The sequence below is a fragment of the Zavarzinella formosa DSM 19928 genome, from assembly GCF_000255705.1.
GTDB lineage: Bacteria > Planctomycetota > Planctomycetia > Gemmatales > Gemmataceae > Zavarzinella > Zavarzinella formosa.
This window is the reverse complement of the sequence record NZ_JH636443.1, coordinates 241,805-256,908: the sequence shown is the minus strand read 5'-3', so window position 1 is coordinate 256,908 and position 15,104 is coordinate 241,805. Positions and strand designations below refer to the sequence as shown.

At 59.6% G+C, this 15,104-nt stretch carries 9 protein-coding genes; 5 read left to right on the top strand and 4 right to left on the bottom strand.

All coding sequences use genetic code 11. The annotated features are described in order from the left end of the window. The coding region (locus BGIM_RS52505) for a DUF1501 domain-containing protein (RefSeq protein ID WP_238537721.1) at nt 1–831 on the top strand (831 nt) is incomplete at its 5' end. Between the two features lie 6 nt (nt 832–837). Here BGIM_RS52505 and BGIM_RS0126370 read toward each other — a convergent pair. Further along, entirely contained in the window at nt 838–1,413 is a 576-nt protein-coding gene (locus tag BGIM_RS0126370) for a hypothetical protein (protein ID WP_020472707.1), read from the bottom strand. Nucleotides 1,414–1,993: 580 nt separating this feature from the next. Here BGIM_RS0126370 and BGIM_RS0126360 point away from each other — a divergent pair. After that, a complete protein-coding gene (locus tag BGIM_RS0126360) occupies nt 1,994–2,788 on the top strand; it encodes a sigma-70 family RNA polymerase sigma factor (RefSeq protein ID WP_020472704.1) in 795 nt (264 codons plus the stop codon). 95 nt (nt 2,789–2,883) lie between these two features. Here the strand turns inward: BGIM_RS0126360 and BGIM_RS0126355 are convergent, their stop codons facing one another. Further along, nucleotides 2,884–4,149, bottom strand: coding sequence for a glycosyltransferase family 4 protein (locus BGIM_RS0126355; protein WP_020472703.1), 1,266 nt, complete (start codon nt 4,147–4,149; stop codon nt 2,884–2,886). A gap of 179 nt (nt 4,150–4,328) precedes the next feature. Here BGIM_RS0126355 and BGIM_RS0126345 point away from each other — a divergent pair, with 179 nt between their 5' ends. Next, a complete protein-coding gene (locus tag BGIM_RS0126345) occupies nt 4,329–7,556 on the top strand; it encodes a S41 family peptidase (RefSeq protein ID WP_020472701.1) in 3,228 nt (1,075 codons plus the stop codon). A gap of 117 nt (nt 7,557–7,673) precedes the next feature. Here the strand turns inward: BGIM_RS0126345 and BGIM_RS0126340 are convergent, their stop codons facing one another. Then, the gene (locus BGIM_RS0126340) at nt 7,674–8,924 is read right to left on the bottom strand and encodes an aminotransferase class V-fold PLP-dependent enzyme (RefSeq protein WP_020472700.1); all 1,251 of its coding nucleotides are present in this window, start codon (nt 8,922–8,924) and stop codon (nt 7,674–7,676) included. Between the two features lie 53 nt (nt 8,925–8,977). On the opposite strand from BGIM_RS0126340, the gene BGIM_RS0126335 reads away from it, so the two are divergent. Then, on the top strand, nt 8,978–11,020 hold the full coding sequence (locus BGIM_RS0126335; protein WP_020472699.1) for a M48 family metalloprotease: 2,043 nt from the start codon (nt 8,978–8,980) through the stop codon (nt 11,018–11,020). 317 nt (nt 11,021–11,337) lie between these two features. Here the strand turns inward: BGIM_RS0126335 and BGIM_RS0126330 are convergent, their stop codons facing one another. Continuing rightward, nucleotides 11,338–13,542 (bottom strand): c-type cytochrome domain-containing protein, encoded by a 2,205-nt coding sequence (locus BGIM_RS0126330; protein ID WP_162136292.1) that lies wholly within the window; start codon nt 13,540–13,542, stop codon nt 11,338–11,340. 219 nt (nt 13,543–13,761) lie between these two features. On the opposite strand from BGIM_RS0126330, the gene BGIM_RS0126325 reads away from it, so the two are divergent. Then, nucleotides 13,762–15,099, top strand: a complete 1,338-nt coding sequence (locus BGIM_RS0126325) for a hypothetical protein (protein WP_020472697.1) — start codon at nt 13,762–13,764, stop codon at nt 15,097–15,099. The last annotated feature ends 5 nt before the right edge of the window (nt 15,100–15,104 follow it).

Sequence of the window (15,104 nt, the reverse complement as noted above, 5' to 3'; positions counted from 1 at the left end):
ATCAACCCGCCGCCAAACTTCGGCGGGGCCGTCAACTACGGCAGCGCATTCCTCCCGGCCCACTTTCAGGGAACCCGCATCAACGACGCCGGCGAACTCGCCCACCTGAAGGCCGGCACCTCCGGCGATCTCCAGCGGAAGCAACTGGACCTGATCCAGTCGATGAACCGCGATCTGGCCGGCACACCCGGCGCTCCGGATCAGGTGGATGGCGTGATCGAGTCCTATGAACTCGCCTTCCGGATGCAGGGGAAGGTGCCGCAGTTGCTCGACATCTCGAAGGAACCGCAAAAGGTGAAGGACGCCTACGGCATCAAGCCCGGCCCGGCCGGGGCCTTCGCCCGGCAATGCCTCATGGCCCGGCGGTTGAGCGAGGCTGGCGTGCGATTCGTGGAGATCTGCCAGCCGGGCTGGGATCATCACAACAACTTGCACAAGGGGCTGATTAACAATTGCGCCGCCGTCGATCAGCCGACCTCGGCCCTGCTGGCGGACTTGGAGAATCGCGGCTTGCTGGAAGACACGCTGGTGATCTTCGGCAGCGAGTTCGGCCGCCAGCCGACCACGCAGGGCGTCGATGGCCGGGACCACAACATCACCGGCTACCCGATGGCCCTCGCCGGGGCCGGCATCAAGAAGGGCGTCACTTACGGGGCGACCGACGAGTACGGCATCAAGGCCGTCGAAGGCCGGATGCACACCAACGACCTGCACGCCACCCTCTTGGCCCTGATGGGCCTCGACCATGAGAAGCTGACGTATCGCTACGCCGGCCGTGACTTCCGGCTGACAGACGTGGCCGGCAAAGTGGTGAAAGAGATCATGGCGTAACGGACGTCATCGGCCGCCGTAACCGTAACCGTATGGGTAAGAGTCATACGAGGTGACAACCGGCTGGGACTGGTTGCGGCGATCCCGGATACGGTTGCGGAGCCGAAGCAGAGACGGTTCGGCGATCCACAGCAAAGTATCCTTTGGCGGCCCGGCCACCGGGGAACCGTAGATCACCACGCGGGCGGCCCGGATGGCGGGCGGCAGGGCAAACGCCAAGGCGACCAACGCCGGGCCGCCGCCGAAGAACAAGCCGATGGAGGCAATGTTCACAATGTTTGGCGCCGCATCAATGAATGGGTGGCGCGTCGGGAACTCCACACCTTCGGTGGGGCCAAAGAAATAGGCCGACGGATCGGCCAAGATCTGCAACGATTGTTGCAGTCGTGGGTGACGGGCCAAAACAGCCGGAGGATACGGCGCCGGAGCGGGGACGATCCAAATCACTTCTCCCGGAGCCGACATCGGAGTGCCCAAAATCACTTGCGGTTCAGGCTGGAACTGAATGATTTGCTGGCCGAAGGTTGTGGAGGCACTCCCGGCAAACATCAGCAGACTTGCCAACAATCCGATGCGGCGCATAGTCAAACTCTTTGATCTGGGCAAAAGAAATTGATTGAGGGCAATTTAACTTATCATGGTTCCACTCCATGAAATTCAGAATGGCATTCGACTTTTGAAATGCCTCTCAATCACAAGCCGCAAATGCCGGAGAACCCCGCCAACTCGAAGACGGCATCAAACATTTACCATTGCGGAAGTTATGTTTCCCTGACAGCCTGTCAGGTTATGCGGAAAGCACCCCAGGCACGGCATTCACCAAAAGCATTCAGCAGGGGCCAACGGGGCCTTCTTCAATTCAGCCAGGCGGATCAAACCGTTCAACAGCATCACCCCGAAAAGCAATTCTGTCGATCCTTTCAAATTGATTTGTGCAAGATCGACGGCAGTCGCCAGTATTCCTCTTCAATGCCATGAGGGCAGTCTTTGCGATGGGAATGCTGAAACAACCTCGATGATTGACCAACTCCCTTTCAGGCCAACATCATCGCGATTGTTTTGGAAGTTTTGTGCGATTGAAAATGACCGGCATTGGTTTTGCTCAAAAACTTTGCCTGACCATCCAGCGCACCAGGATCCAAAACCGAACGAGAGGTGGCCGGTGAACTCACCCCAACCCAAGCGTGATCTCCATAGCCCGAGAACGGCGAACGCCCCGCACTCGGTTTATCATGAATCGTTTGAACTCCCCGAAGCCCGCAAACTATACGACCCCGACGGGGTGCAAGACTTGGCCGAGTTCGCGGACAACTTCATGCCCGATGAAGTGACGAAAGACTTTAGCAAGCGGATGCATTATGCCGCTTATCGCTGGAAAAAGGCCAAGGGAGTCGCCGAGGCGGCCCGTTGGAAGTCGGCCTATGTGAAGCTCCGCGACGAAGTGGTGTTGGGAAATCGCAAGCTCGTTTACCGGGCAGTGCGCCGCCGAATGGCAATGTCCAACAAGTCGGACGATTTGATCGGCGATTGCCAGATCGTCCTCATTCAAGCCGTCGCGGCGTTCAACCCGTGGATGGGCATCCGCTTCAGCACCTATGCGTTCACCTGCCTCGTCCGGGCGCTCGCCCGGATGGCCCAGCGCATGTCCAACGACTGGCTGTCTCGCTCCGCTTCCTTGGAAGTGCTGCCGGATGGCGAACCGGGTCAAAAATTCGAGGCCGAGCTGGTTTCTTCCAGCCTCTTCCGAGTGGACGAATATCTCCGCGCGGATCATCCCCTGCTGACGTACCGGGAAAAAGTCATCATCTCCAAGCGATTCTGTTCCCCGGACAGTGATGATGTGCAAACGTTGGAGAAAGTCGGCCAAGATCTTGGCCTCTCCAAAGAACGGGTCCGTCAAGTGCAAGCCTCGGCCCTTGGCAAGCTTCGCAGCGCTTTGTTGGGAACGACGGCATAAGGAAGCAAATCGCGCAGACAAGCGGCCAGACATTGCCCAAACGGCGGGGAGCCTCAAAATTCCCCGCCGTTTCCTTTTTTCAAATCATTCACCAATTATCCGGCGACGGAAGCCGTTTGCCCCGCAAAAGCCGGGGGCGTTTCGCCGGCCGCGCATTCCCGCCAAATTCGGGACAACCGGTCGGCCAGCGTGTCCCAATCGTATTCCCGCTCGACGGTCATCCGGCCGCGTTGGGCCATTCGGCAAGCGAGCTGATGGTAGGCGGTCACGTCCAAAATCGCATCGGCGAAATCGACGGGCTCATCGGCGATGGTCAGATGTTCTTGATGCCGCAGGCGAAGCCCCTCGACGCCCACTCGGGTGGTGACGACTGGCAGGGCAGTGGCGAGGGCTTCCAGAATCTTCAGCCGAGAGCCGCCGCCGATGCGGAGGGGCACGGCCATCATCCCGGCTTGTTCCAGAAACGGGCGGACATCCGGCACATCGGCATGAAGCTCGGCGCCGGGGGTGCGGGCGATCAGCGTTTGCAAGTCCTTCGGCGGCTTGCGGCCGACCACCTGAAACACGGCCCGCGATTCTTGCTCCCGCACAGCCGGCCAGATCTTCTCCAACATCCAGCGGACACCGTCCAGGTTCGGCCGCCAGTCGAGGCTGCCCAAAAAGAGAACACGGAACGGGTCGCGGTCGCGGGCTTCCACCGGCTGAAAGCGGCGGGTGTCCACGCCGTTGTCCACGACATCGGCATCCGGCGTCCCGAATCGTTCCGCCATCAGCCGGGCATCCTCGGCGCTGACGGCGATGGAGCGGGTGGCTCGGCCATAGGCCCAGGTCTCGAAGTGTTCAAACTTTCGCCATTGCTCCCGGAGAACCCACTTCTTGACCGGGTGCGTTTCCACTTCCGAGGAGCGTTGCCAGATGAGCGATTCGACATTGTGGGCCATCACCACCCACGGTTCCGGCCGGCGGGCGAGCAGGCGGGCGTAGGGGGTCCACTCGGCATGCCACAAGTCCGGAGCGTCTTGCTTGGCCAGTTCGCGGATGGCCGCCCCCATCGCCGGGCTGGCGTGCGTCGCCACCGAGTAGGGAAGCGGCGAGAAGAGATTGGCAAACAACCGGGCGTAAAACCCGAGGCCGGATTTGGGCGGCACGACCCGGTCAACCACCCGCACGGCGATCCCGGTTTCGGCCATCGCCCGCTCGGCCGGTTCTTGTTCGGCGGGGTCGGCCTGCCGATGCGTCAGGATGGTGATCCGGTGTTCGGCCGCCAGCCGGGACAGCAGATTGAAGGTGCGGATGCGCTTGCCGGAGGTAAGCGGGAAAGGAAGTTCCTCGTCGAGAACAGCCACATGCGCGCGGGACATCGGAATCCTTTCCGGTGAGGGTGACGCGGTGATTATGACATGCCGGCGAAATTCTGGCGAGACGAACTTCCGGCCGATGGCCCTCAAAAGGCTGGAAACCGGAAAGCCTTCTTCCTATCCCATCATCACACCACCGTGGGTCGTTCGCCCGCCGACCTAACATCTTGGAAAACAATCTCATGCGTCGATTGATGACATGGCTGGCCCTGCTGCTCCCGGCGATCCCGGCGGCGGCCCAGGCGCCGGACGAAGCCCGGCTGATGCGGTTTCCGACCATCTCCGACCAAGCCGTTGTCTTCGGCTATGCCGGAAATCTTTACACCGTCCCGACCGGCGGCGGCATCGCCCGACGGCTGACCTCCCATGATGGCTACGAGATGTTCCCCCGGTTTTCGCCGGACGGGAAATTGATCGCCTTCACCGCCCAATACGACGGCAACACCGAAGTCTATGTGATGCCGGCCGAAGGGGGCACGCCGAAACGGCTGACCTTCACCGCCACGCTCGGCCGCGATGATGTCTCCGACCGGATGGGGCCAAACAACATCGTCATCGGCTGGACCCCGGACGGGAAGAACATCCTGTTCCGCTCCCGGATGATTACCTTCAACGACTTCATCGGCCAACTGTTCACCGTCAGCGTGGACGGCGGCTTGCCCGAACAATTGCCGCTGCCTCGCGGCGGGTTCGGGTCGTATTCCCCGGATGGCAGCAAACTGGTGTACAACCGCATCTTCCGCGAGTTCCGCACTTGGAAGCGCTATCGCGGCGGCATGTGCGATGATGTCTGGACTTACGATTTCAACACCAAACAAACCGAGCAACTCACCAACGACGCCGCCCAGGACATCATCCCGATGTGGGTCGGCGACAAGATTTACTTCATCTCCGACCGCGAAGCCACGAAGCGGTACAACCTGTACTCCCTCGACCCAAAGACGAAAGCCACCAAGCAACTGACGACCTTTGCGGATTTCGACATCAAGTTCCCGTCGGCCAGCGGCAAGGCCATCGTCTTCGAGAACGGCGGCTTCCTCTACAAGTACGACGTGGCCACGGACAAGACGGACAAGATCCCCGTGCGGATTCTGGAAGACGGCAACTCGGCCCGAGGCGGCCTCACCAACGTGAGCAAGAACATCACCAGCTTCGGCATCTCCCCCGATGGCAAGCGGGCGTTGTTCGGCGCCCGAGGCGAGTTGTTCACCGTCCCGGCGAACAGCGGGCTGACCCGGAACATCACCGGCACGTCGAACGTGCATGAACGGAACTCCGAATGGTCCCCCGATGGCAAGACCATCGCCTATGTCTCCGATGCCTCCGGCGAAGACGAGATTTACACTGTCCCGCAAGATGGCAGCGATGCGGCGACGAAGATCACCACCGGCGCGGACACGTACAAGTACGAAATCAAATGGTCCCCGGATGGAAAGAAGATCGCCTGGGGGGACAAGAAGCTCCGGTTGCAATTTGTGGATGTGGCGACGAAGCAAGTCACGCTGGTCAATCAGGCGAAGGCATGGGAAGTCCGCGACTTCAACTGGTCGCCCGATTCCAAGTGGCTCGCCTATAGTCGGCAGGAAACCGAGGCGATGCACAAGGTTTATCTGTACGGCGTCGAAACCAAGCAGACCCACGAAGTGACCGACGGCTGGCAGGCTTCCAATTCCCCCGTGTTCAGTTCGGACGGCAAATATCTGTTCTTCGCCTCGGCCCGTGATTTTAACCCGATCTACAGCCAGACGGAATGGAACCATGCCTATGTGGACATGGAGCGGATCTACTTTGTGATTCTCGCCAAGGACACGGAAAACCCCTTCAAGGTGAAACAGGACGAAGTCGGCGCCAATCCGCCGGGCGCGGCCCCGGTGGCCTCGCCGCCGAATGTGAAAGTGGATGCCGACGGCCTGAAAGACCGCATTATCGGCCTGCCGATCCGGGCCGGCAATTACTCCAACCTGCAAGCGGCGGGCGGCCTGATCTTCTACCAAGCCGGGGCCTTCCGGCAGCCGCAAAACTTCCACGCCTACGATGTGGCCGGGAACAAAGAACTCACCCTCGGCCAAATCAACGGCTACGAAATCTCGGCCGACGGCAAGAAGATGATCGTCTCCAAGAGCGGCAATTACGGCATCATCGACCTGCCTCGCGGCGCGTTCGACTTCAAGCACCTCGACCTCGGCGGTCTGGAAATGCGGCTCGACCGGCAGGCCGAGTGGAAGCAGATTTTCAACGAATGCTGGCGGCAAATGCGAGACTTCTTCTACGATCCGGGCCTGCACGGCGTGGACTGGCTGGCCATTCGCAAGAAATACGAAGTCTTGGTGCCGCATGTGAAGCACCGTTATGACCTCACCTATGTCATCGGGGAAATGATCTCCGAACTGAACGCCGGACACGCCTATGTCGGCGGCGGGGAAGCCCCGGTGGTTCCCCGGATTCAAACCGGCCTGCTGGGCGCGCAACTCAAGAAGCACCCGGAGAGCAAGTATTACCAGATCACCAAGATCCTCAAGGGCGCCAGTTGGGACGGGGCGTTGAAGGCTCCGCTGGCCGAAGTCGGCATGGATGTGAAAGAAGGCGAGTTCATCGTCCGCGTCAACGGCACGCCGACGAACGAAGTGGCCAATATCTATGAACTGCTGCTGAACACCGTCGGCAAGCCAATCACCCTGCACATCAACAGCACGCCGAACGTGAAGGGGGCGAGGGCCGTCGTGGTCACGCCGATCGCGGATGAATCGAAGCTCTATTATCACGAATGGGTGCAGGGGAATATCAAGAAGGTGTCCGACGCCACCGGCGGCAAGGTGGGTTATCTGCACGTCCCGGATATGCAAGTGCCCGGCCTGAACGAGTTCGTGAAATACTACTACCCGCAACTTTCCAAGAAGGCATTGCTGATCGACATGCGCGGCAACGGCGGCGGCAACGTCTCCCCCATGCTGATCGAACGCCTTCGCCGGGAAATCGCGATGGTGGGCGTGGCCCGAAACGGCGCCCCGACGGTTGATCCGGGCGGGACGTTCGTCGGCCCGATGGCCTGTCTGCTCAATGAATTCAGCGCCTCGGACGGCGACCTGTTCCCGTACCGCTTCAAGTATTACAAGCTCGGGCCATTGATCGGCAAACGCTCTTGGGGCGGCGTCGTCGGCATCCGCGGCTCCCTCCCGCTGACAGACGGCGGCACCCTGAGCAAGCCGGAATTTTCGCGGGTGGATGTCGCCGGGAAAGAATGGATCATCGAAGGCCACGGCGTGGACCCGGACATCATCCAAGACAACGACCCCGCCAAGGAATTCGCCGGCGTTGACGAGCAGTTGAACAAAGGCATCGCCGTGTTGCTGGAGAAGTTGAAGACCGGCGAAAAGACCCTGCGGGTGACCCCGCCGTATCCGAAACGGTAGGGTTTAGGGTTGATTTCAATTTGACGTGGCGGCCAAAGTGTCTTGGTTTTGTCGGTCCAACGGACCGACAAAACCAAGACACTTTGGCCGCCACACCTATTCAAAACCCGCTATAAATCAGGCGGTTTTCGCCTCGGCGATGGCGGCGGGAAGAATCTTCACCAACGCATCAATCTCGCCCGTCGTGTCGTAGAAATGTGTCGAAACCCGGATGAGCATCCGGTCGGGGCGTTCGATCACCGGGATTTCGATGCGGTGTTTCCAGATCGCTTGCCGCAAGGCTTGGGCCTGTTTCGGCCCCTGCAACGGCAACTCAAAAGCAGTCAAAGAACCGCTCATCTGCGGATGCGATGGCGTGGCCTCCCGCAAGTTCAACTCGCCCAATCGTTGCCGGGCATACTGGCTTAATTCCCGCATCCGGCCACGGATCGCTTCCCATCCGATGGCTGTTTGAAAGTCGATGGCCTTCGGCGTCGCCAGCCACGGGCAGATGTCTCGCGTTCCTTCAAATTCCAAGAATCGTGTCCGGGCGGTCGAGCCAAAGTCATCCCGACCATCGGGGTTTCGTTTGCCCGCCGATTGCTCCCCGAGCGGGTATTGATCGGGCCGATATCCCCAACTCACATGCAATGGCTGCAAACGGTCTTCGTTCCCCGGCCCGATCACAAGAAAGCCCGTCCCCGAGGCGGCCAGCAACCATTTGTGGCAATTGCCCGTGTAAAAATCGGCCGCGACGTCGGACACATTCAGAGGAATCATTGCGGGGGCGTGGGCGCCGTCGATCACCGAGACGATGCCACGCTTCCGGGCTTCCGCACATAGTTCCCTGGCGGGCAAGACCATGCCAAGCGGGGACAGCACATGGCTGAAGAACAGCAACCGCGTGCGAGAGGACATGGCCTTGGCGGCGGCCTCGACGATTTCGCCCGGTTCTTTGGGATATTTCGGCAGGGCAAATGTCTTCAAGGAAAGGCCCCGCTGTTGGGCCACCCGTTCCCAGCACCAGTGCATCGCCCCGTATTCGTGGTCGCTCAGGAGAATTTCACCGGGGGAATGAATCATCAAACCGGAGGCCACGAGGTTGATCGCCGCCGACACGTTTGAGGTGAAAACCAATCGCTCGGGGATGGTTCCCAAAAATCCCGCCAGTCGTTCGCGGGCGGTCCATAATAGGGGCGGAACCTGCCGGACGAAGAAGTGCGTCGGCTCGGCCGCCAGCCAGTGGCGGTATTCGGTCACCTCTTCAAAGACGCATTTTGGAAGCGGCCCAAACGAGCCGGTGTTCAGGTTGATGATCGTCGGGTCGAGCATCATCTCGCCGCGAAGGACATCCCAATCCGGTTTTGGCCGTTCACCCGCGACGGTCATGGTGTATCATCCCAAGATAGTTTCTGAAAATACTCTCATCATCCGACATCCGCATGTGGGAATCGCTTTATCCGCCGTCGCCTCGTGAGGTCGAAGTTCCCTTGAAGGGACGATCTTCCGCGATGACACCCGGCGAGCGGGTCCGCATGGGCTTACTGTATGTCGCGCATGCGCTGCCGTTGCTCTGGCCGTTCGTTCTCCTGGGCGCGGCGGGCTGGCTGGTCACGGATCTGGTCGCTGTCTGGAGTTGGCGAACCCTGGCGGTCATCGGTCTGGCGATGGCGTTTTTGGGATCGTTGCGGGCTTATTCCTCTCGCTGGAACCGGCGGCCGGAGGATGTCCGGCCGGTTTCTCAAACGGACCAACCCGGCTTATGGCGCTTTGTCGAAAAGATCGCCGCCGATCAATCGGCCCGCGTTCCGGACGGGTTGATCGTCAATGCCTCGGCCGAATGTCGCTGGTTTGATCGCTGGACGCCGTTCGGCGGAATTCGTTCCCATCTGGTGATCGGCCAATGGGTGATCGAACTCTTCTCCTTGGGCGAACTCAAGGCGCTGCTTTCGTTGCGGCTCGCGTGTGTGCGCGGCCTGCCTTGGGAACAACGCCGGGCGAGATTGCGGCAGGGGCTGGCCCTTCGGCTCTCCGGCGAGGATCATTGGAGCGACGACGATTTCGGGGCCGGCCGGATGATGCGCGGATTGTGGTGGTTCTCCGCGTGGCCCGTGATCGTGATTCTCAAGGTGATTTTGTGGAATGAAGGAAACCACACCGACCCGTATGCGGATGATGAAACCGCCTGCCGTCTGGCCGGGACCGACGCCACCTTACTGGTGATGGCCAAATCAGACCGGTTGGAGCAGGTGTTGAAGGGAATGGACAAACTCGCCCTTCAATGTGCCGACGGGGGCTTTTGGGTGGAGAACCTGTTCACGCTCACCCCGGATGCCATTCGGTTACAGCTTGAAGACACCGACCGCGAGCAATGGCAGGGCCTGCAACTTCCCCGGACGCCGACGCTGGCCCGCGACCGGGAATGGTTCGATCTCGGGGCTTCCTACGCATCCAATTTTTGGGTCGGCTTTCCGGAGGGGGATCGCCGGGAGGAACGGGCGAAGCGGAATTATCTGTGGAACGAAGCCGACTCGCGGCCAAGCACCTTGTTGATCGACAAACTGTCGGTCGTCCGGCGGGAACTCACCGCCCGGCAATATCGGCGATTGAATCTGGAGCTTACCGACACTTACCCCGTGTCCATCTCGCTGCTGCGTCGCTGGCTGTATCGGGAGACGGAATCCCCCTTCCCGGCATCGGCGGGCCAGTTGTACGCGGAAGGCCGGCTGATCGAACCCGGCTCCAAGATCGACCGCGAATCATCGCAGTTGCCGGAGGACGAGGCCGAACTGTGGCATGGCTTGCCGACGCTGTACGACGAGGCGGGAAAAGTCTGGCTGCGCTGGAGCGATGTCTCCAAGCGGCTTGAAAAGATTGCCGCCAAAAATGACCGATCCCGCAAGGATGACATCCAGACAGAGCATCTTCAGCGGGCGAAGCGGGACAGCGCATTGGCCCTCGCCGGATTTGACCACCGGTTGCATGTCATCCATCGGCAACTGGCCGCCCGGATCGACAACCCGAAACTGGTCGCGGAACTGGCTCGCCGGACGGAGGCGGTCGTGCGGTTTCAGACGCTCGTTTCCCAAGCCCGCCAGTGGACAAGGGTATTGCGCCGGGATCGCGACAGCGTGGCCGAGACGATGCGGCCAAACCCCCGATTTCTTCGGGATGTCCATCTGACCATTCGGGACGCCCTGGACCGATTGGAGGAAATACTCGACTGGTGCAAACATCTGGAGGACACAGAAGTCTCCAGCCTGATCGAGCAAATGCCCCTTGACCGCTTTTTGTGCTCGCACACCCACCTGCCCGATGGCAAAAGCGGTTCGATGGCGAGCCGGATTGAAGAAACCTGGCGACTCTGGCGCGAGGTTCGCCGCAAGGCCGACTGGCTCCATATCCAACTGGTGGCCGGGATGGTGCGGGTCCACGAAGACATCGTCCAAGCCTTCGCGGACCATATGGAAGTGTCGGTCAATTGAAGCAAGGCGGCGCCGGAGGGTGTGCCAAATCTTTCGGGCACACGTCAGCGGCTTGTATTCGCCCCAAGGGGGCGCTCGATAATAGACAGGGGCGGAAGCCCCTGGAATCCCGCGATTTTAAGGGTTTTCTGCCCCAACGGGGCAGCGCTTGCGAGTTGTGCCACCCCGTTGGGGTGGATTCCTTTTGGCGATAATAGCCAAGGGCTTCCGCCCTTGGCTATTATCGAGCACCCCCTTGGGGCGAAAACCAAGAGGCGAAAACCGACCGGACAGGCCTGCCAGAAAGATTTGCCACACCCGCGTTGGAGAATATCCTTTCACTTCGTTTCAATCTCCAGCGTCTTCTTCACGACTTGGGCCGGGTCGCCGACGATCACCGTTCGGCCGTCTTTGCGTTCGAGTGTTTGGAATTCGTGAATCACTCGGTCGGTCACGTCTTTGCCTCGCAACACTTTGCCGGCCGGGAATTCCATGTCCGAGGCGAACAGGGTGATTTGCTCCCGGCCCAAGCCTCCGCGAATCTGGATGGCCGGTTGGCCGGATTCGGGGAAGTGGAGGCTCTTGCCCGGTTCCAGTCGGGTTTTCGAGTTCAACAGAATCACTTTTCGGCCTTTGGCGCTGGTGCCGATCAATTCCACATACAGCGTTTTCTCTGATTTGTTGGTGATGGTCACCCGCATTTCGTCCCCCGGCTCGAAGACGTTGTTTTTCTTGTTGGTCTTCAATTCCACCTGGAAGGGGGCATTCACCACCGGGAAATCCCGGCGAATGTCGCCATCGAGCGGAACGACCGGGATGCCGAGGCCCAAGCCACGAACCGCTTGGTCAAAATATTCTTCCCACGCATCGCGCCGCACGACGCCGCCATTGGTCAATGGAAGCAAGCCAAGGCCGGTGAAGGCGGGCGAGCGGAAGATCGCCCGGAGATCGGCCGATTCGGTCAATCCCAGTTCCCCGGCGGCCATTGTGAGCGTCAGGGGATTGTCCGCATAGCGATGGCTCACGGGGATCAGCGGTTCCCGTGTCGCCGGTTTGCCAAACAGTTTCCTCATCGCGTCCGTAAAACGGGTGGTATCTTCCTTCAAATGTTCGTTCATCATTTTTTGTTCGGGATAGAGGAGCAGGGCCTCACGCTTGTCGAACGCGGCCACCCCCGGCAGATTCAGCAGGGCAGGCCGCACGTTATCGACGAATCCCTTGATGCCGTTGTCGTGGCAGCGAATGCACGACAGGCCGTTGCGAACTGTCTTGTCCTCGGCGAATTTGTCCACCACGATCTCGGTCGGGGCAAACTCCAATCGGTTCCCTTTGTTATCGGCGACATAATAGCCGTTCAGCCCGTTCGGAAGGGAGAATAGCATCTCGCCGCCGCTTTCCTTGAAGTCAATCGGGTCTTTGAACATGTTTTCCGGCCCCCGGTTCGACTTGAAATCAAAGCTCTTCCAGTAGTATCCATGCCGGGAATTGTGCCGCTCCACGACGCGGTTATTGTGCGAAACACCGGAAACCGTCATCCCGGCCCGCTTCGCCAGATGATCGCGGATGTTGGCCGCCGAATCGACGCCGAGCTTCATTTCGAGTTCGGCCAGCGTGCGGGGAAGTTGAAGAAAATCATCGTACAAGCCGGGAAGTGTTGCCACGCTGGAGAACCAGTCGGCCCGCACAAACGGAATTGGCCGGGCCATCTCGGCTTGGACCAAGTATTCCTCGGCGAGCCGATCAAAGGTTTCAGAGTCCTTGTACAGAATCGCGTAGGGGTATTCGAGCAAGGCCAGATCGTGCAGATTGACGCGAGACTTGCCGAGATTCAACCGGCCGTCATACGCCTCGAAGGGGGCGATGTGCCAGCCAAGCTGGCGGAGATCAATGGCGAAGATGGTGTTGGCCGGGGCATCAATCATTTGCGGCCGAACGATGGTGGTTTCCCAACTCAAGTGATTGATGGCTTTGCCGAACGCTTCCCGGTGGAGTTCGAGTTCATCGGCCGTCGCCCCGCCGACCAGCAAATGATTGATGCTGAAATACCGCATAAACCGCCGGTCTTCGGGTTTCTGCTCGCGGACATGGGCGAGGATCTTCTTCAGCACATATTCCACCCCGGCGTTCTGCTGGCCGGCCGTTTGCTCGGCCGCCGGTTTGGCTGCATCGGCCGGGAAGTCCGGCGCCCCGGCGGCAATCCACTTGCGGATGCTTTCGATGTCTTGGGGATTCAACTTTGGCTGGCCGCTTGGCGGCATGACGGTGTCGTCATCAGCCGAGATCAGTTGGACGAGGTATGAATCATCCGGCTTGCCGGGGACGATCTTTTCTTTCTTCACCAAGAGTTCACGGTCCAGGATTTTCACCCCGCCGTTGGCTTTCGCCCCCCCGTGGCATTCCAGACAATGGGCGCGAAAAATCTCTTTCGCCCGGCTGGCGAGAACTTCGGGTTTCTCCTTCGCGGCCGGTTCCTTGGGTTGGGCGAACAGCGGCCCGACGGCGAGGATGGCGACGAACAGAGGGGAGAGGAAAAGACGGTTCACGGCGGCACGTTGGGGTCGAATGGTTAGATTCGTTGACACGCAGAACGGAGATCACAGGCGTGTCTTCCAAAACTGTACAAGAACACCCGTGGTTTCGTGACAAAAAATCTGTGTGAGGATTTTTTGTCACGAAACCAAATCAAACTGGTAAAGTTCTTGTCAGATTGGCACGCGATGTCCGTTTGGCTTGATCGCAGACCCAAACCTTGGAACTCCCCCATGCGACTCTCAACATTGCTCGTCATCGGTTTCATCGGCTTCGCGGTGTCAGCCGCGCCGGCTCAAGACCCCGTCTCTCTGGAACGCACGCTCGCCCGGACGGCGCCGGATGTGATCAAGCATCTCAAGGACAAAGGCTATCAGAATGTTGGAGTTCTCAAGTTTCTCGTCGTCAAAGGGGACGATCAAAAGCTGTCGGACAACGCCGGGACACTCAACCGCACGGTGGCCCGACAACTGGAAATGGGGCTGATTTTGGCGAACGATCCGCTGAAGCCGATCGGCATTATTGACGATGCCAGTTCGGTCGCCGCCAAGACGCCGGGGGCCAATCATCTGAGCAAGGAAGGTCGGTTGAAACTCTTCGAGCCGTCCTATCCGCTCGCCTGGGGCAAGGAGGATGTGATGGCCGATGCGTTTGTCACCGGAATCATCGGCATCAGCCCCGATTTGAAAACGCTGTCGGTGCAATTGCTGGCCTTCGACGCGAAGACCAACAAGCTCGAACCATTGGGCAAAGAACTCGTCGCCAAGAACGACTCCCGCAAGCTCTCCGAAATCGGCGAGAGCTTTTCCCGCGGTGCCTTCGATGATGGCAATATTGAGACGAAACGTGATCCCAAAGACTTGGCGAAACACGAGCAACAAGTTCTCGACCATGCCGCCCAAGTGAAGAAAGAGGAGGCCAAGAACCCTGTTCTGGAAGACAACACACCGATCCGGTTGGAGGTGCTTTACGACGACAAAGTGATACCGTTTGAGATCAAAGGAGGAAAAGCCTTCATCCCGGAACCGGCCGAGGGGCAAAAGGTCACGCTGCGGGTCAAACATGCCGCCAAATCGGGCATCTTCGGGTGCGTTGTCAAAGTGAACGGCGAGAACACGCTGTTCCGCGAACGGTTCCCCGATCTGCAATGCCGCAAATGGCTGGTGTTCCCGGAAAACAAAGCCGGCATCGACATCATCGGCTTCCAAAAAAATGATACCACTACCGAACAGTTCCGTGTCCTTTCCAAGGCCGAATCAAAAGCCCGAGAAATTGATTACGGGGCCGATGTCGGCACCATCACGCTGACCGTCTTCCGAGATCGCAAGGGCATGCCCCCGGTCGGCGAACTTGGCAAGGAAGCGGAAATCACCAAAGTGCTTCAAGACGCCCATCCGCCCGAGAACAAGCCGATGAACTTCCACGCCCTGACGGCCAGAATGCTCGATGACGCCAACCGGGGCCTGATCGGCGAAGGCAACACAGTGGGCAGCGAGATCAAACAAGTGGAATTCAAGAGCGATCCGATTCCGGTGATGTGCCTGACAGTGGTGTATTACAAGAAGCAGTGAACGCC